Origin of the sequence: Nanhaiella sioensis (assembly GCF_046557775.1) — a bacterium.
Classification (GTDB): Bacteria; Bacillota; Bacilli; order Bacillales; family SM2101; genus Nanhaiella; species Nanhaiella sioensis.
In genome coordinates, this window is the sequence record NZ_JBKAEG010000001.1 from 3,825,561 (window position 1) to 3,844,946 (window position 19,386).

At 37.1% G+C, this 19,386-nt stretch carries 17 protein-coding genes; 16 read left to right on the forward strand and 1 reads right to left on the reverse strand.

Annotated elements, in window-relative coordinates:
* The first annotated feature begins 135 nt into the window (after positions 1–135).
* The 16 genes from V1503_RS17855 to V1503_RS17930 all read left to right on the forward strand — a co-directional run bounded on the left by V1503_RS17855 (position 136) and on the right by V1503_RS17930 (position 17,441).
* Positions 136–438 (forward strand): TraR/DksA family transcriptional regulator, encoded by a 303-nt coding sequence (locus V1503_RS17855; protein ID WP_214483265.1) that lies wholly within the window; start codon positions 136–138, stop codon positions 436–438.
* 122 nt (positions 439–560) lie between these two features.
* A complete protein-coding gene (lspA, locus tag V1503_RS17860) occupies positions 561–1,025 on the forward strand; it encodes a signal peptidase II (protein ID WP_214483266.1) in 465 nt (154 codons plus the stop codon).
* Positions 1,025–1,933 (forward strand): RluA family pseudouridine synthase, encoded by a 909-nt coding sequence (locus tag V1503_RS17865; RefSeq protein ID WP_410628564.1) that lies wholly within the window; start codon positions 1,025–1,027, stop codon positions 1,931–1,933. The genes lspA and V1503_RS17865 overlap by 1 nt, the downstream gene beginning before the upstream one ends.
* Positions 1,934–2,131: 198 nt before the next feature.
* Complete coding sequence (pyrR, locus tag V1503_RS17870) at positions 2,132–2,671, forward strand: bifunctional pyr operon transcriptional regulator/uracil phosphoribosyltransferase PyrR (RefSeq protein ID WP_214483268.1); 540 nt, start codon at positions 2,132–2,134, stop codon at positions 2,669–2,671.
* A 160-nt stretch (positions 2,672–2,831) separates the two neighbouring features.
* Positions 2,832–4,166 carry a solute carrier family 23 protein gene (locus tag V1503_RS17875; RefSeq protein WP_410629465.1) on the forward strand — a complete coding sequence of 445 codons (1,335 nt, stop codon included), beginning with the start codon at positions 2,832–2,834 and terminating at the stop codon, positions 4,164–4,166.
* A 179-nt stretch (positions 4,167–4,345) separates the two neighbouring features.
* Positions 4,346–5,263 (forward strand): aspartate carbamoyltransferase catalytic subunit, encoded by a 918-nt coding sequence (locus tag V1503_RS17880; RefSeq protein ID WP_410628565.1) that lies wholly within the window; start codon positions 4,346–4,348, stop codon positions 5,261–5,263.
* Entirely contained in the window at positions 5,244–6,518 is a 1,275-nt protein-coding gene (gene pyrC / locus V1503_RS17885; protein ID WP_214483270.1) for a dihydroorotase, read from the forward strand. The genes V1503_RS17880 and pyrC overlap by 20 nt, the downstream gene beginning before the upstream one ends.
* A gap of 8 nt (positions 6,519–6,526) precedes the next feature.
* Positions 6,527–7,627 (forward strand): carbamoyl phosphate synthase small subunit, encoded by a 1,101-nt coding sequence (locus V1503_RS17890; RefSeq protein ID WP_410628566.1) that lies wholly within the window; start codon positions 6,527–6,529, stop codon positions 7,625–7,627.
* Entirely contained in the window at positions 7,612–10,824 is a 3,213-nt protein-coding gene (gene carB / locus V1503_RS17895) for a carbamoyl-phosphate synthase large subunit (RefSeq protein ID WP_410628567.1), read from the forward strand. Before V1503_RS17890 ends, carB begins: the two co-directional genes overlap by 16 nt.
* A complete protein-coding gene (locus tag V1503_RS17900) occupies positions 10,821–11,597 on the forward strand; it encodes a dihydroorotate dehydrogenase electron transfer subunit (protein WP_410628568.1) in 777 nt (258 codons plus the stop codon). The genes carB and V1503_RS17900 overlap by 4 nt, the downstream gene beginning before the upstream one ends.
* Entirely contained in the window at positions 11,594–12,535 is a 942-nt protein-coding gene (locus V1503_RS17905) for a dihydroorotate dehydrogenase (RefSeq protein ID WP_214483274.1), read from the forward strand. The genes V1503_RS17900 and V1503_RS17905 overlap by 4 nt, the downstream gene beginning before the upstream one ends.
* Positions 12,507–13,223 carry an orotidine-5'-phosphate decarboxylase gene (gene pyrF / locus V1503_RS17910; RefSeq protein ID WP_410628569.1) on the forward strand — a complete coding sequence of 239 codons (717 nt, stop codon included), beginning with the start codon at positions 12,507–12,509 and terminating at the stop codon, positions 13,221–13,223. Before V1503_RS17905 ends, pyrF begins: the two co-directional genes overlap by 29 nt.
* Positions 13,220–13,852 (forward strand): orotate phosphoribosyltransferase, encoded by a 633-nt coding sequence (gene pyrE, locus V1503_RS17915; protein ID WP_214483276.1) that lies wholly within the window; start codon positions 13,220–13,222, stop codon positions 13,850–13,852. The genes pyrF and pyrE overlap by 4 nt, the downstream gene beginning before the upstream one ends.
* 213 nt (positions 13,853–14,065) lie before the next feature.
* The gene (locus V1503_RS17920) at positions 14,066–15,538 is read left to right on the forward strand and encodes an alanine/glycine:cation symporter family protein (protein WP_410628570.1); all 1,473 of its coding nucleotides are present in this window, start codon (positions 14,066–14,068) and stop codon (positions 15,536–15,538) included.
* 420 nt (positions 15,539–15,958) lie between these two features.
* Positions 15,959–16,357: an IS200/IS605 family transposase gene (gene tnpA, locus V1503_RS17925; protein WP_214484953.1), complete on the forward strand. Its 399-nt coding sequence runs from the start codon at positions 15,959–15,961 to the stop codon at positions 16,355–16,357.
* Positions 16,358–16,361: 4 nt separating this feature from the next.
* Positions 16,362–17,441: an RNA-guided endonuclease TnpB family protein gene (locus V1503_RS17930; protein ID WP_410628571.1), complete on the forward strand. Its 1,080-nt coding sequence runs from the start codon at positions 16,362–16,364 to the stop codon at positions 17,439–17,441.
* A gap of 148 nt (positions 17,442–17,589) precedes the next feature.
* Here the strand turns inward: V1503_RS17930 and V1503_RS17935 are convergent, their stop codons facing one another.
* Entirely contained in the window at positions 17,590–19,299 is a 1,710-nt protein-coding gene (locus tag V1503_RS17935) for an Rqc2 family fibronectin-binding protein (protein WP_410628572.1), read from the reverse strand.
* Positions 19,300–19,386: the final 87 nt, after the last annotated feature.

Consider the following 19,386-nt stretch of genomic DNA (forward strand, 5'->3'; position numbering starts at 1 on the left):
GCAGTGTTTTATCTGCTAAGGTTTTCTTTGTTGTCCGTTAATGTAATGGAAAAATGTAGTTTACAGGATATGTTGTAAATAAGCATATACTATTGTCATCAATAACAACTGCTTCGTATCTTAGGAGGTTTATGTATGTATGAACAAACAGCAGAGATAAAAGCAGAATTAGAGCTTGCAAAGTTGGAACTAGAAACAAGGTTAGGGCAAGTAGATAAAGATGACGAATGTACATTAAATGATGAGAAACATATGGAGATTATTCATTATGTCAAAGAAGACCTAGATGATGTAAATAGAGCATTAGCGAAAATTGATTTAGGCCTTTATGGCTTATGCGAATCAACAGGTAAAAGAATCCCCCTAGACAAACTGCGAATCTTCCCGACTGTTAGAACAATTGATGAAGTAAATTATCCAAACAATTATATACATTAAAATATAACCGTATTATTTTAACAATAGCATTATTGGTGAATATATTATTATGAATTCGTTGTTTCTTTTCAAGACAATATGCTAAAATGCAGAAGTACATTATATTTCATGGAGGTACTTCTGTGTATTATTATATCTTAGCATTAATCGTTATTTTAATGGACCAAGTAACAAAGTGGATGATTGTTACAAAAATGGAGTATGGTGATCATCTACCAGTTATAGAAAATTTTTTATACATAACTTCACATCGTAATAGAGGAGCGGCTTGGGGTATATTGGAAGGACAGCTTTGGTTCTTTTATATTGTCACAACGATTGTCATCATTGGTATTATTTATTATATGAAAAAACTCCCTCAAACACAGGTGTTGATACGTGTTGCACTAGCATTAATGCTTGGAGGAGCCGTCGGTAATTTTATTGACCGTCTGTTTAGAAAAGAAGTTGTTGATTTTATTAATTTTACGAATATTTTTAGTTATGATTACCCAATCTTTAATATTGCAGATGCTGCATTAGTTGTTGGAGTCATACTGGTAATTATCCATACACTACTAGATGGACGAGAGAAGGAGAAAAATTAATGGATGTTATTGAGTTAATTGTAACGAATGAACAGCGTAACGAAAGGCTTGACAAAGTAATTTCAGAGCATGAAAATGAATGGTCTCGTTCTCAAGTACAGCAATGGATTAAAGCTGGAAATATTACGGTTAATGACAAGAATGTTAAACCTAATTATAAATGTAATATAGAGGACGCTGTGAAAATAATTGTACCAGCAGCTGAAGAACTAGATGTGATTCCACAGGATATGGAATTAGATATTTACTATGAGGATGCAGATGTAATCGTAGTTAATAAGGATAGTGGAATGGTTGTTCACCCTGCACCAGGACATATGGAAGGTACATTAGTAAATGGACTTTTAGCACATTGTACAGATTTGTCTGGTATTAACGGGGTGCTAAGGCCAGGAATTGTTCATAGAATTGATAAAGATACATCAGGGCTTTTAATGGTAGCCAAAAATGATATAGCCCATGAATCATTAGTCAATCAGTTAGTAAATAAAACTGTCACACGTAAATACAAGGCGATCGTTCATGGTGTTATTCCTCATGATAAGGGAACGATTGATGCACCAATTGGACGAGATAAACGTGATCGCCAAAGTATGACAGTAACTGACGAGCATTCAAAAGATGCAGTTACGCACTTTAAAGTACTTGAAAGATTTAATAATTACACTCTAATTGAATGCCAACTTGAAACAGGAAGAACCCACCAGATTCGTGTTCATATGAAATATATTGGCTACCCTCTAGTTGGAGACCCAAAATATGGTCCAAAGAAAACAATAAAAACAAATGGACAAGTACTTCATGCGGCAATTCTAGGTTTTGATCATCCTAGAACGAATAAATATATGGAATTTGAAGCTCCTTTGCCTTCAGAATTTGTCACAGTATTAAATGAGATTAAAAAATAATATTGACATTACCTAACCGTTAATATATTCTAAATGTAGTTGCATACTAGATCTTTAACCCAGTCCCGTGAGGCTGAGAAGGATACGGAATTTTATTTAAGAATAATTGTAGTAGCGCTACAATTATGAATCCTCTCGCCACAGGTGTGAGGATTTTTTTATGCTGTTGACCACCATTTATAATCAGAGGTGATAACGATGCAAAAAGCTGTAGTATTGGATAATCAAGCTATTCGCAGAGCACTAACTCGTATTGCACATGAGATTATTGAAAAGAACAAAGGTATCAAGGATTGTGTCCTCGTTGGAATTAAAACTCGGGGTATATATCTTGTTAATAGGTTGGCAGAAAAGATTGAGCAAATCGAAGGAGACAAAATCGCAATAGGTGAACTAGATATCACATTATATAGAGATGATCTAACAAACACGACATCGAATAAAGAACCGCTTGTGAAAGGTTCTCATTTACCGATAGATATTACAAATAAAAAGGTAATATTAGTCGATGATGTGTTGTTTACTGGACGCACAGTTCGTGCAGCAATGGACGCGTTAATCGATGTAGGTAGGCCAGCTCAAATACAATTGGCAGTCTTAGTTGATCGAGGCCATAGAGAGCTACCGATAAGAGCAGATTTTGTAGGTAAAAACATTCCAACTTCTAATGCCGAAAAAATAGTCGTTAAATTAGAAGAAGTTGATCAAGTTGATCAAGTAGGTATTTATGAAATTTAATCCCCTTTTTAAGGTTATCCTGTGAGATAACTAAGAGGGTACAACCTCAAGTATGTGGATACTTGAGTAGTTTGCACACCCTCTTTGTATATAAAACAAAGAGGGTTTTTATATGGATTTTTCTAGTGAGTGTTTTACAGAGGAGGAGACAAAGTTGGAGATGAAGCAAAAGGATGTAACTCTTAATGTACATGAAGTCCCACCCTTAAGTAAATGGATTATATTTAGTATCCAACACTTATTTGCAATGTTTGGAGCTACAATACTAGTTCCCTTTTTAGTCGATTTAAGTCCTGGAGTAGCACTTGTTTCAAGTGGTCTCGGAACTCTAGCCTACTTATTAATAACTAGAGGTCAAATACCTGCATATTTAGGCTCCTCATTCGCATTTATTGTACCTATTATTTTAGCAAAAACAGCCGGAGGTCCACAGGCTGCAATGTTAGGAAGTTTTTTAGCAGGTGTCGTCTATGGGATTGTAGCTTTACTTATTAAAGGTTTTGGTTTGAAGTGGATTATGCGCATCTTACCACCTGTAGTTGTAGGTCCTGTGATCATTGTAATAGGTCTAGGCTTAGCGAATGTTGCTGTTGGAATGGCAATGTATGAAAATGCAGGTGCACCATCAAACGAGTTAATTTACAATCCAACGTATTTCTCAGTGGCTATAGTGACACTCGCATTAACAATTATTTGTTCAGTGTTTTTAAAAGGCTTCTTTGGACTCATTCCCATTTTAATAGGTATTGTTGGCGGGTACACATATGCATTTTTTATGGGCATTGTTGATCTCACTCCGATTCGTGAAGCAAAGCTCTTCGAAGTGCCAGATTTCTATATTCCCTTTGTAAACTATACACCAAGCTTAGACTGGGAAATTGCTCTTATCATGGTTCCAGTCGCTATAGTAACAATTGCAGAGCATATCGGTGATCAGATGGTCTTAAGTAAAGTTGTAGGGCGGAATTTTATAGAAAAACCTGGGCTCCATCGCTCAATCTTAGGTGATGGTATTGCAACAATGATTGCAGCAACATTAGGGGGGCCTCATAATACTACTTACGGAGAAAATATAGGTGTCTTAGCAATTACGAAAGTGTTCAGTGTATTTGTTATCGGAGGCGCAGCCGTGTTTGCAATATGTTTTGGATTTATCGGTAAAATAACAGCATTGATTGGTTCAATTCCATCTCCTGTCATGGGCGGTGTATCAATATTATTATTTGGAATTATTGCATCATCAGGCTTACGTATGTTAATAGATAATAAAGTTGATTTAGGAAATACAAGAAACTTAATCATTTCGTCAGTTATTATTGTCATCGGTGTTGGTGGAGCTTTTGTTCAAGTTACAGATCAGTTGCAAATTGCTGGTATGGCATTAGCAGCAATTTGTGGTGTTATACTTCATCTTATACTACCTGGCAAAGAGTCTAGTTATGGTACTAATGAAATGTTTGAACTATCGGAAGATAAGCAACAAATAAGCGGCTAAACCTTTTAAATGAGTCCTGTGAGACTAGTAAGGGTGTAAGGTAATAAGTGTATTTGATACGCAAAATGAATCATGATCGTATCATAACACTGAAATGTCTTTCAAACACCCTACACAAATTTGTAGGGTGTTTTTTCTTAAATAAATGTAACACTAAAAACCAAAAAGGGGATCATAATATGAAACATTTACTCGCGATGAATGAGCTATCAACGAATGATATTGAAATGATATTGCAAGATGCGCATCGGTTTTCTAGTGGTGAATGGACTGATATTGCGCAGAACAAATTTATTGCTAATTTGTTTTACGAACCTAGCACAAGAACGAAGTTTAGCTTTGAAGTAGCAGAGAAAAAGCTTGGAGCGCATGTGTTAAATTTCGATGCGTCAAACACAAGTGTCCAAAAAGGCGAAAGCTTATACGATACTGTGAGAACGTTACAAGCAATTGGAGCAAATGCGGTTGTCATTAGACACGAAGAAGACCAATATTATGATGAATTACGTAAAAAAATCAGCATCCCTATCATTAATGCAGGCGATGGATGTGGTCATCATCCAACACAATCATTGCTTGATTTATACACGATTAAAGAGGAGTTTGGAACATTTAAAGGGTTGAAAGTTGCGATCATTGGCGATATTCGTCATAGTCGTGTAGCACGTTCTAACTCTGAAGTATTAACAAGACTTGGAGCTAATGTGATGTTCTCTGCACCAGATGAATGGCGAGATGAAACGAATCAATTTGGTAAGTATGTTGACATAGATGAGGCGGTACAGACAAGTGATGTATTGATGCTATTACGTATTCAACATGAACGTCATCAAGAAGGAAATGATCATGCTTCACAAAGCTATCATGAATCTTACGGATTAACAATTGAGAGAGAAAAGCAAATGCAAGCACATAGTATTATTTTACATCCAGCCCCAGTGAACCGTGGAGTGGAAATAGCTAGTGAATTAGTGGAATGTGGTCGATCTAGAATCTTTAAGCAAATGGAAAATGGTGTATATATTCGTATGGCTGTTATTCAAAGAGCATTACAATCTGTACAAGGGGGATTAACAAATGAGTATTGTACTAACTAATGGTAAGTGGTTCAACGAAAATGGGGCATTAGAATCGATAAATTTAAAAATTGAAGATGGGAAAATCGTGGAAATTGGCGAGGGTATTGATACGACAAATACACAGGTGATTGATGTTAAGGGTAAGGTCATATCACCAGGATTTGTTGACTTACATGTACATTTGCGTGAGCCTGGTGGTGAACATAAAGAAACAATTGAGACAGGTTCGTTAGCAGCAGCTAAAGGTGGGTTTACGACGATTGCAGCGATGCCTAATACCCGTCCTGTTCCTGATACGAAAGATCAAATGAATTGGCTCCAAAAACGAATCGAAGAAACAGCACATGTCCGTGTCTTACCGTACGCAGCTATAACAACTCGTCAGCTTGGAGAGGAGCTAACGGATTTTGAACAGCTAAAAGAGGCAGGCGCATTTGCCTTCACAGATGACGGAGTAGGGGTGCAATCAGCACATAAGATGCTTGAGGCAATGAAAAGGGCAGCCGATTTAAATATGTCGATCGTTGCGCATTGTGAGGAAAATACGTTGATTAATAAAGGTGCTGTGCACGAAGGAGATTTTTCAGCAAAACATCACTTGAATGGCATTCCGTCAGTATGTGAATCAGTTCATATTGCGAGGGACGTACTATTAGCAGAGGCAGCGAATTGTCATTATCACGTTTGTCATATTAGTACAAAGGAATCAGTAAGAGTAGTTAGAGATGCGAAACGCGCTGGAATTAATGTTACAGCCGAAGTGACTCCACATCATCTACTGTTAACAGATGACGATATCCCAGGGCTAGATTCAAATTATAAAATGAACCCACCACTTAGATCAAAGGCTGATAAAGAAGCATTAATTGAAGGATTGTTAGATGGGACAATAGATTTTATTGCTACAGATCATGCTCCTCACACTGCAGAAGAAAAATCAGAAGGAATGGAGCTTGCACCATTTGGAATTGTAGGTCTAGAAACAGCGTTTCCGCTTCTTTATACACATTTTGTTGAAAAAGGCATTATTACCTTAGAGGAGCTAATAAATTATTTAACTAAAAAGCCAGCAGAAGTGTTTAATCTTCCGTTTGGAAGCTTACAAGTAGGATCCCATGCAGATTTAACAATTATAGATCTTGAATTGGAACAAACAATTGACCCTGAAACATTTGCTTCAAAAGGGAAAAATACGCCATTTGCTGAATGGACTTGTAAAGGTTGGCCTGTAATGACATTAGTTAACGGAAAAATTGTATGGCAGAAGGGATGAATTCTTATATGAAACGACAATTAATTTTAGAAGATGGAACAGTGTTTGTTGGAAAAGCATTTGGTAGTGAGAAAGATACGGTTGGTGAGGTAGTTTTTAATACAGGTATGACAGGATATCAAGAGATACTTTCAGATCCATCATATTGTGGCCAAATCGTAACTTTGACTTACCCTTTAATCGGAAATTATGGCATAAATCGAGATGATTTTGAGTCAATTACTCCTGCGATAAACGGGTTCATTGTGAAAGAATTTAGTGAACATCCTTCTAACTGGAGAAATCAATATACAATAAATGAATTTTTTAAAGAGCAAAACATTCCAGGGATAGCAGGAATAGATACTAGGAAACTAACGAGAATTATTCGTCATCATGGAGCTTTAAAAGGTGCTATTTGCTCCATGGACGTTGATGTAGCTGAAATGATCAAGCGTTTATCTTCAACTACACTTCCTACAAATCAAGTACAGAAGGTATCAACGAAAAGTCCATACCCTAGCCCAGGCCGTGGTTATAAGGTCGTATTAGTGGATTATGGGATGAAACATGGGATTTTACGAGAATTAAACAATCGTAATTGTGATGTAATTGTCGTTCCGTATAATGTTACAGCTGAAGAGATATTAAGACTTAGCCCTGATGGTGTCATGTTAAGTAATGGACCAGGAGACCCGATGGATGTACCTGAAGCAATCGATATGATTAACGGCATTATCGGCAAAGTACCGCTATTTGGAATTTGTTTAGGGCATCAATTATTTGCTCTAGCTTGTGGAGCAAGCACAGAAAAAATGAAGTTTGGTCATCGTGGATCGAATCATCCAGTTAAAAATCTTGAAACTGGAAAAGTAGATATTACTTCACAAAACCATGGATATACAGTAAATGAACAGTCAATTTCAAATACAAAATTAAATGTTACTCACATTGCTTTAAATGATGGAACAATAGAAGGCTTAGCTCATCAAGATTATCCAGCTTTTACAGTTCAATATCACCCTGAAGCTTCACCGGGTCCAGAAGATGCGAACGGTTTATTCGATGAATTTATGAGCCTAATTGAAACATACAAGAGAGAGGGAGAAAAAGTATGCCAAAACGTGTAGACATTGAGACGATTTTAGTAATTGGATCAGGACCGATCATTATTGGACAAGCAGCAGAATTTGATTATGCAGGAACGCAAGCTTGTCTAGCCTTAAAAGAGGAAGGATACCGTGTTATCTTAGTTAACTCTAATCCAGCTACAATCATGACCGACACAGAAATTGCAGATAAAGTTTACATTGAACCACTTACTCCCGAATTTGTGAGTAGAATTATTCGCAAAGAAAGACCGGATGCATTAGTACCAACATTAGGGGGACAAACTGGCTTAAACTTAGCTGTTGAGCTCTCAAAGTCAGGTGTGTTAGAAGAATGCAATGTTGAGATATTAGGTACAAAACTGGATGCTATTGAAAAAGCAGAAGATCGTGAACTGTTTCGTAATCTAATGAATGAATTAAATGAGCCTGTACCACAAAGTGAAATTATTCATACACTTGAAGAGGCGCAAAGTTTTGTTGAAGAAGTAGGCTATCCAATCATCGTTAGACCCGCATATACGTTAGGTGGCACTGGCGGAGGTATTTGTCATAACGAGGAAGAGCTCCATGAAATCGTATCTAGCGGTATAAAGATGAGTCCAGTTAATCAATGTTTACTGGAAAGAAGTATTGCAGGCTTTAAAGAAATCGAATATGAAGTAATGCGTGATTCAAATGATAATGCCATCGTAGTATGTAATATGGAAAATATTGACCCAGTCGGCATTCATACAGGGGACTCTATTGTTGTAGCGCCAAGCCAAACTCTTAGTGATCGTGAGTATCAATTGTTACGGAATACTTCTTTAAAAATTATTCGTGCGTTAAAAATTGAAGGTGGATGTAATGTTCAGCTTGCTATAGACCCGCACAGCTTTGACTATTTTATCATCGAGGTAAACCCTCGTGTAAGTCGCTCATCCGCATTGGCATCAAAAGCAACTGGCTATCCGATTGCTAAACTAGCTGCAAAAATAGCAGTTGGACTAACATTGGATGAAATGATTAACCCTGTTACTGGGAAAACCTATGCTTGTTTTGAACCAGCGTTAGATTATATCGTTTCAAAAATTCCAAGATGGCCATTCGATAAATTTGAATCAGCGAATCGTCATCTTGGCACACAAATGAAAGCTACTGGGGAAGTAATGGCAATCGGTAGAAACTTTGAAGAATCGATCTTAAAAGCTGTTCGTTCACTAGAAGCTGATGTATTTCATCTAGAGCTAGATGAAGCAAGTACTCATAGTGATAAAACGATTGAAAAACGCATCCGTAAGGCTGGCGATGAGCGGTTATTTTATGTAGGAGAGGCACTCCGTCGTGGTATTACAATTGAGCAGCTCCATGAATGGAGTGCAATTGACTTATTTTTCTTACAAAAATTTCAAAACATCGTTCGTTTTGAATCTGTTTTGCAGAATAACATCGGTGATAAAGACGTGTTACATGAAGCAAAAGAGCTGGGCTTTGCAGACATAACAATCGCTAAACTATGGAATCAAACAGAACATCAAGTATATGAATTTAGAAAACAGTCGAACATCATTCCTGTATATAAAATGGTTGATACATGCGCTGCAGAATTTGAATCAACAACACCATATTATTATGGAACATATGAGGAAGAAAATGAATCAATTGTTTCTGAGAAAGAGAGCGTGGTTGTTTTAGGTTCTGGTCCTATACGTATCGGACAAGGTGTGGAATTTGATTACGCAACAGTTCATTCAGTTTGGGCTATTAAAGAAGCAGGATATGAATCAATCATAATTAATAACAACCCAGAAACGGTTTCAACAGATTTTAGTGTATCAGATAAGCTCTATTTCGAACCGTTAACGATTGAAGATGTCATGCATATTATTGATTTAGAGAAGCCTATCGGTGTTGTTGTCCAGTTTGGCGGACAAACAGCGATTAATTTAGCGAATGAACTTGCAGAACGTGGAGTGAAAATTTTAGGAACATCTCTTGAAGACTTGGATCGCGCTGAAGATCGAGATAAGTTTGAACATACAATAACACAGTTAGGTATACCACAACCTAAAGGAAAAACGGCTACTTCTGTAGAGGAAGCTGTACAAGTAGCTGACAGAATCGGTTATCCAGTACTTGTTCGTCCATCTTACGTTTTAGGTGGAAGAGCAATGGAAATTGTATATAAAAAGGAAGAGCTGCTTCATTACATGAAAAATGCTGTCAAAGTAAATCCACAGCATCCAGTACTAATTGATAGGTATATGATTGGTAAAGAAATAGAGGTTGACGCGATTTCTGATGGGGAAAGTGTATACATTCCTGGCATTATGGAACATATTGAACGAGCTGGTGTACACTCAGGTGACTCGATCGCTGTGTATCCACCACAAACATTATCGTCTGATGTAAAACAGAAAATAGTTGATTATACAACGTCACTGGCTAAAGGTTTAAACATCGTCGGGCTACTGAATATCCAATTTATCGTGTATAAGCAAGATGTATACGTCATAGAAGTAAATCCACGATCAAGTCGTACGGTACCGTTTTTAAGTAAAATCACAGGTGTGCCTATGGCTAATATCGCAACAAAAGTAATACTAGGTGCGAAACTAGAACAGCTTGGTTATTCAACTGGTTTACATGAGGAAAGCAAAGGGGTATTTGTAAAAGTACCAGTCTTTTCGTTTGCGAAATTACGTCGCGTTGATATTACATTAGGACCAGAAATGAAGTCAACTGGAGAAGTAATGGGTAAAGACAATACATTAGAAAAAGCTTTGTATAAAGGGCTTGTTGCAGCTGGTATGAGAGTCCAACAATTTGGTTCGGTCCTTCTAACTGTAGCAGATAAAGATAAAGAAGAAGCTTTAATGATCGCTAAAAGATTTCACCGTATAGGTTATCAAGTATTAGCGACAAGTGGTACTGCTGATTTTCTAGCAAAAGAAAATATTCCTGTGACTGTCGTTAACAAAATCGGAACAGATAAACCTAATTTGCTTGATGTTATTAGACAAGGAAAAGCCCAGTTTGTCATTAACACATTAACGAAAGGTAAGCAGCCTGCTCGAGACGGTTTTAGAATTAGAAGGGAATCAGTTGAAAATAATGTACCATGCTTGACAAGTCTTGACACAGCACAAGCAATATTACGTGTTCTCGAGTCGATGACATTTTCAGCAGAAGCGATGCCTCAATTTGAGCAAGCTAAAGAGGTGACACATTCATGATAATGCAAGAGGACATGCAGGTAGTTTCTCAAAGAGAAATTGCACAAGATATTTTTGAATTGGTATTACAAGGTGAACTAGTAACACAAATGGGAGAGCCAGGACAGTTCGTGCATATTAAAGTTTCAGAAGGGGCAGAGCCTTTGCTACGTCGTCCAATTAGTATTGCGAATGTTGATAAAAAGAATAGCCAATTTACAATGATTTATCGTAAGGAAGGACTCGGCACACGAGTCCTTTCTAGAATAAACAATGGGACAGTCAATGTATTAGGGCCATTGGGCAATGGTTTCCCAATTAACGAAACTAAACGAGGAAACACAGCTCTATTAGTAGGTGGCGGTATCGGAGTTCCACCATTATATGAGCTTTCAAAGCAACTCGTTGCAAAAGGTGTGAAGGTTATACATGTTTTAGGTTTTCAAGATAAACAGGTAGCTTTTTATGAACAGCAGTTTTCAGAGCTTGGCTCAACACATATTGCAACGGTAGATGGATCGTTAGGTATAAAAGGTTTTGTGACTGATGTAATCGATCAATATCAATTATCTTTTGATGTTCTTTTCTCATGTGGTCCTACCCCAATGTTAAAAGTGATAGAAGACCGCTATCAAGATAAGAAGGCCTTTATTTCTCTTGAAGAACGTATGGGCTGTGGGATCGGTGCATGTTTTGCATGCGTTTGTCATACACAAGAAGATCCTGAAGGTACATCGTACAAGAAGGTTTGTAGCGATGGTCCAGTGTTTAAGGTTGGAGAGGTGGTATTATGAATCGACTTAACATAGAGTTACCAGGACTGAAGTTGAAAAATCCAATTATGCCAGCTTCCGGTTGCTTTGGCTTTGGTAAGGAATATGCAAATCTATATGATTTAAGTAACCTTGGAGCGATAATGATTAAAGCAACTACACTCGAGCCACGCTTTGGTAATTCTACTCCACGTGTCGCTGAAACTTCAGCAGGCATGTTAAATGCCATAGGCTTACAGAATCCAGGGCTTGAAAAAGTGTTAGCTGAGGAATTACCATGGTTGGAACAATATGATGTCCCAATTATTGCGAATGTAGCAGGTTCACAAGTCGAAGACTATGTTGAAGTTGCTCAAGAGATATCTAAAGCGAAAAATGTTCATGCGCTGGAGCTGAATATTTCTTGCCCAAATGTGAAAACTGGTGGCATAGCATTTGGAACAATACCTGAGGTTGCGCATGATTTAACAAAACAAGTAAAAGAAGTATCTACTGTGCCAGTATATGTGAAGCTTTCACCGAATGTAGCGAATATCGTTGATATGGCAACAGCAGTTGAAGAAGCCGGAGCTGATGGCTTAACGATGATTAATACACTTTTAGGGATGCGTCTTGACCTAAGAACGGCTAAGCCAATTTTAGCGAATCGTACAGGTGGGTTGTCTGGGCCAGCGATTAAACCTGTTGCAATTAGAATGATTTACGAAGTGAGTCAAAAGGTCTCCATACCAATCATTGGGATGGGAGGAGTGCAAACAGCTGAGGACGTTATTGAATATTTATATGCAGGTGCAAGTGCTGTCGCTGTAGGAACAGCAAATTTCGTGGATCCATTCGTATGTCCAAATATCATTGAAGAACTGCCATTATTACTTGATAAGCTTGGTATTGATCATATATCAGACTGCATAGGAAGGAGCTGGAAAGAGCGTGAAAAGACCATTAATCATTGCTCTTGATTTTGCAGAACAGGAGCAAGTAAATCAATTTTTAGTGAATTTTCATGGTGAAAACCTTTATCTCAAGGTAGGTATGGAACTTTTCTATCAGGAAGGTCCTCAAATTGTTTCACAGTTAAAAAATGCCGGTCACAACATCTTTTTAGATTTAAAACTACATGATATTCCTAATACAGTAAAGTCTGCCATGAAAGGAATCGCACGATTAGGTGTCGATATTATCAATGTTCATGCTGCTGGTGGGAAGCAAATGATGGAAGCGGCGATGGAAGGTCTTGAAGCGGGTACGCCTTCTGGGAATGATCGTCCGAGTTGTATTGCTGTTACACAACTGACCAGCACCTCACAACAAATGTTAAGTGAGCAACTACTTATTGATCATTCACTTGATAATGTTGTGCTTCATTATGCAAGTAACGCAAAACAAAGTGGGTTAGATGGTATTGTTTGTTCAACTCTAGAAGTACCGATGATTCAGAAAGAACTAGGAAAAGGGTTTGCTACTGTAACACCAGGCATTCGTCAATTAACAGACAATCAAGACGATCAAGTCCGTATTGCAACTCCAGAAAAGGCTCGCCAGTTAGGTTCCACCGCTATAGTCGTCGGGAGAAGTATTACGAAAGCGCAAGATCCGATAGCAGCATATAAAAAAATGAAAGCAGAATGGGAAGGAGCCTCCATATGAAAGCAAAAATAGCTGAACATTTATTAGAAATTAAAGCGGTTTTTTTACAACCAAATAATCCTTTTACATGGTCTTCAGGAATGAAATCACCGATCTACTGTGATAATCGCTTAACGTTATCTTATCCTCGTGTTCGAACAGATATAGCGGACGGTTTAGTAGAATTAATTAAAGAACATTTCCCTGAAACAGATGTCATAGCTGGTGCAGCTACAGGCGGCATTGCACATGCTGCTTTGGTAAGTGAAAGAATGAATCTACCTATGTGCTACGTTCGAGGTAAGGCCAAAGGCCATGGGAAAGGAAACCAAATAGAAGGTGTCGTGTCTGAAGGCCAAAATGTTGTCGTGGTTGAAGATTTAATCTCTACTGGAGGAAGCGCGTTAACAGTTGTTGAGGCACTTAGAGCAGAAGGCTGTAATGTGTTAGGAATCGCTTCAATTTTTACGTATGGACTGCTTGCAGGTCAACAAAAATTAGATGAAGCTAATGTAAGAGCTTATTCGTTAACAGATTTTGCGGCTTTAACTGAAGTAGCTGCTAAGAACGGGTATATAACTCAAGAAGATATTTCGAAACTGTTGAAATGGAGTGAAAATCCTCAAGACGAAACATGGATGAATATCTAATAATAGTCAAAATTTTCTTTTATTTGACACTTCTTACAATTTGAATAATAATGTTATTATATGAATAAATATCCCTATTGTTTTTGATAAACTGAGAATTATGAATAATCATACTAATACACTACTTAGTTATAAAAATCTTCATTGCAAAGATTTTTGAATAAAACTTTATTATTATTCTACTAAACTAAAAAACAAGGGGGATAAAATGTAATGACAAGTGTTGTAGGATGGCTAAATGATCATATTTGGAGTAATTATCTGATTTATTTATGTTTAGGAGCAGGCTTATTCTTTACGATTGCTACGAGATTTGTTCAAGTCAGATACTTTAAAGAAATGATTAAATTAATGTTTGAGGGAAAAAGCTCCAAATCAGGAGTATCATCCTTCCAAGCGTTAGCACTATCTTTATCTGGGCGCGTAGGTACCGGGAATATTGCTGGTGTTGCTTCTGCGATAGCATATGGAGGGCCTGGAGCAGTGTTCTGGATGTGGCTAATTGCCTTTTTAGGTGCAGGCTCCGCTTTCGTAGAATCATCTTTGGGGCAAGTTTTTAAAACAAAACAAGATGGTGAATATCGTGGTGGACCAGCGTTCTATATCGAAAAAGGTCTTAAAATAAAATGGTACGCAATTTTATTTGCGCTTGTTACTGTTATTGCAACTGGAATGCTTTTACCAGGTGTACAAGCTAACAGTATAGCGGCAGGAATGGATAATGCATTTGGGATAAACCCTACGATTACAGGTGTGTTTTTAGTTGTATTCCTAGCGTTAATTATTTTCGGTGGAATTAAACGTATTGTCAATGTTGCTCAAGTAGTTGTACCATTTATGGCTATAGGGTATATTTTAGTTTCTATGTACATCTTAATTACAAACATCTCACAGGTTCCTGAAGTGTTTAGTCTTATCTTTAGCAGTGCTTTTGGGACAGATGCTACTTTTGGTGGTATTTTAGGTGCAGCTATTGCATGGGGAGTCAAACGAGGTATTTACTCTAATGAGGCTGGTCAAGGTACGGGACCTCATGCAGCAGCAGCAGCTGAAGTTTCACACCCTGCAAAACAAGGACTTGTTCAGGCGTTCTCAGTATACATAGACACGTTGTTTGTATGCTCAGCAACGGCATTTATGATTATTATTACTGGTATGTATAATGTTACACCAGAAGGGGAAGCGCCGATTGTCAATAATTTAGCAGATGTAGAACCAGGACCAGTATATACACAACAAGCAATAGAATCACAAATACCTGGCTTCGGAGCACCGTTTGTTTCGATTTCACTTCTCTTCTTCGCTTTTACAACAATTATGGCATACTACTATATGGCTGAAACAAACCTAGCGTATCTTAACCGTAAAGTGCGACGGGTTTGGTCTGAATATTTATTAAAAGTTGCGCTGTTATTTGTTGTCTTTTATGGAAGTGTAAAAACTGCAGATTTAGCTTGGGGCTTAGGTGATGTTGGTGTTGGTAGTATGGCATGGTTAAATATAATAGCAATATTACTGTTGACGAAACCAGCGTTAAGAGTACTTAAAGATTATGAAACTCAGAAAAGAGCAGGTAAGGATCCAGTATTTAACCCTAGCAAGTTAGGTATTGAAGGTGCTGATTTTTGGGAAGAGGAATACAAAAATCACGAAGCTGATGAGTCAAAATCAACTAAAGCTGTCTAATTGTAAGGTTCTTTTCGAAAAAATTGTTGCTATGTTTACTGACAGTATGAATGAGAACACTGGATGTATACGTGCTTTAATGAAAAAACGAAGAGTAACAATTAATGTGAAAGCAACTAAATGAAAAAAGTAGAGGGGGCCGCAGGCCCCCTTTTGTTATTTCTAAGTTTACTATTTTCTAATTTTTTTGTTTAGTTTCAATCCTTAAACCTAAAAGGTACGGCTTCGAATGCTACGCATGTCCTTGTGCTTATAGAAAATGGTAAAGAAACTTACAGATTTTCACGAACGGGAAAGCCCACTCCTTAAGGTGTGGGATGGTAGTGAGATCAGATACGGTGTAGCCTCTGCTACATTAAGTATCTGAAATTCCCTACATTTTTTGTTGCAGTAAAACACTAAAACTGATAAATTAATGTTATGGAAGAATATAGAAGAACCAAGACTACTGTTTCATTAATTAACTATCATTTTGTTTTCTGCCCACGGTATAGGCGAAAGATATTCCTTCAAACAAAGGTTGAAGAACGTTTTAAGCAGTTGGTTCAAGAAATATGTGAAGAATTGGACATTCAAATTATTGCTATTGAATGTGATAAAGACCACTCTCATTTATTTCTTAATGCTTTGCCGACATTAAGTCCTGCTGATATTATGGCAAAAATTAAAGGAGTGACTTCTAGTACATTGAGGAAGGAGTTTCCTCATCTTCAACACTTGCCGAGCTTATGGACACGTTCTTATTTCGTTTCAACTGCTGGAAATGTATCAAGTCAAACGATTAAAAGATACGTTGAACAACAAAAAACAAGGGGGTGAGACTGTGAAACAAACAATCACTGTGAAAATTAAATTGCTTCCAACAAAAGAACAAGCCCATGTTTTAACCAAGATGAGCTATGAGTATATTTCTGCAATTAATACACTCATTTCAGAAATGGTAGAAGAAAAGAAAAGTACAAAGAAAACAAGTAAGCACGTAAATGCCATCCTACCGAGTGCTGTAAAAAACCAAGCTATTAAGGATGCGAAAAGTGTATTTTCTACAAAGATAAAGAAAAGTAAATATAAAATAATTCCTGTTCTTAAACAGCCTGTTTGTGTATGGAATAACCAAAACTATTCATTCGATTTTGAAAATATTTATCTACCATTAATGTTGAACGGTAAATCTAAAAAAGTCCCTGTTCGTGCTTTATTAGTAGATAAAAAGAATCGTAACTTTGACTTGTTAAAACATAAGTTAGGCACACTTCGTATCACTAAAAAATCAAACAAATGGATTGCCCAAATTTCTGTCACTATTCCTACTGAATATAGGAATGGAACAAAAGTGATGGGCGTTGATTTAGGGTTGAAAGTCCCTGCCGTAGCTGTAACAGATAACAACAAAACTAAATTCTTTGGTAATGGTAGAAAAAATAAGTATGTTAAACGGTATTTTAGAAAGAACAGACAACGCTTGGGTAAGGCTAAAAAACTACAAGCTATTCGCAAACTCGATGATAAGGAACAACGATATATGAAAGACCAAGACCACAAAATAAGTCGCGCAATTGTTAATTTTGCGATTGATAATCAAATTTCTGTTATTCGTTTAGAACAATTAACGAATATTAGGCAAACGGCAAGAACAAGCCGTAAAAACGAAAAGAATCTACATACATGGTCTTTTTATCGTTTGGCTCAATTCATTGAATATAAAGCGAATTTAGTTGGTATCAAAGTCGAGTATGTCAATCCAGCTTATACGTCGCAAGCTTGCCCTAATTGTTCGAAACAAAATAAAGCTAAAGACAGAAACTATAAGTGTTCGTGTGGGTTCGAAACCCATCGAGATAGAGTCGGTGCAATGAACATTCGTTATGCACCTGTGATTGATGGTAATAGTCAATCAGCCTAAGATGCTATATGCACTGTCTTAGGAAGGGTAATGGCATACCCTAATCTCGAGGTCATACTCCGATAGCAGAAATGCACTTCGGTTTAATCACTCGAGAATCCCACTGATGCCGTAAGACTATCAGCTTGCTCCTTTAGGGGTGGGAGTGTCAAACCCTCATTGTTATTAATAGATCTTCATCTGGTGTGACAAAGACCGTTTGCTGGTTGTCATAAATAACATAGCCTGGTTTTGATCCATTTGGTTTTTTCACGTTTCGAATTTTTGTGTAATCAACAGGTACAGAACTTGAATGCTTTGCTTTACTAAAATATGCTGCGAGATTAGCTGCTTCTAAAATCGTTTGATCGGAAGGTTGGTCATGTCGTATAACAACATGTGAACCTGGTATACCTTTTGTGTGTAGCCATACTTCTTCCTTTCTTGCGACTTTACTTGTTAAATAATCATTCTGCTTATTGTTTTTCCCCACAAGTATTTCTGTCCCGTCACTTGCTTTATAACGTTCAATTTGGGGCTTGTCTAGTTTATTTTTCTTTTGGCCCTTGTGCTTTTTAGATCTAATATATCTTCCTTCAACAAGCTCTTCACGGATTTCTTCGATATCGCTAGCAGTTGCAGATTGAATTTGTTGCTTAAGTGAATCGAAATATATCACTTCTTCCTCAGCATGGCTAATTTGTTCATGAATGAAGGCTATGGATTTTTTTGCTTTTTGATACTTAGTGTAGTAGCTTTGGGCATTATCTGCAGGTGTTTTTCTTGGATCTAAAGGTATTGTTATAGTAGTTCCGTTTTCGTCATAATAGTTCACTACGTCAACTTCACTATCACCTTGGTTAACCATAAATATATTCGCTGTCAACAACTCACCGAGTAGTTTATATTGATCAGCATTTTTGGCTTTATTTAATGAGTTAGTTAATTTTTTTATCTTTTTTTCGTTTTTCTTTTTTTCATTATCAATAAAACGCTCTAGGTCTACAGCTCTTTGCCTGACCCTCTCTCGGTCGGCCTTGCCATAGTAGTATCGATCGAGCAATGTACTGAGTGATGAATATGTTTTAACCTCTCCCTTTATATGGTCTAAGGGAAATAAATAAAAACTCTCTTTCGAGTCATCCCTTGTTATTTGAGGGCAAATATCCATATTTTTCACTTTTAATATGAGAGTCATAAACGCTTTAGGTAATGAATTTCTGTTTGCAATTCCAGCATGTAACATCACTTCTTTAGCGAACATGGGAGAAACTCCAGCAAACGTATTAACTAGTTGTTGATCAAGCTTACCAGCGTTAAAATCGAGTTTTTTCAATATACGATCTTCAGTTACTGAAAAAGGGTTTTCCTTATCTTGTGACGGTGGTGCCACATACTCAAATCCAGGTAAGATTGTTCTGTGACGATTTAAGGCTGGTGTTATATGCTTAATGGAATCAAGAATCACCTGCTCATCTTTATCAACAAGAATAATGTTACTATGCCTTCCCATCAATTCAATAATTAATTGTTTATGAGAAACATCACCTATTTCATTCTTCCCTTTTAATTCAATAATCATAATTCTATCAAGCCCAACCTGCCGAATGCTTTGGATTATACTACCTTCTATATGCTTTCTTAGCAACATACAAAACATCGGTGGCTCAGGTGGGTTGTTGTATTGCTCTTCTGTCAAATGTATTCTCGCGTATGTGGGATGGGCAGAAATCAGTAACTTATGATTTTTTCCTTGCGAACGAATTTGTAGTATTAATTCATTTTGAAAAGGTTGATAAATACGGCTAATACGGCCATTTAATAATAATTGTTGTAATTCGTTAGTTATCGCATATGTAAACAGACCATCAAAGGACATTGTCATTCACCCAATTCTATTTCTAATTTTGTTTTGCGTAATTTCTTAGCTATGAAAACAAACCCTGTCCATCATTTGAATACTCAT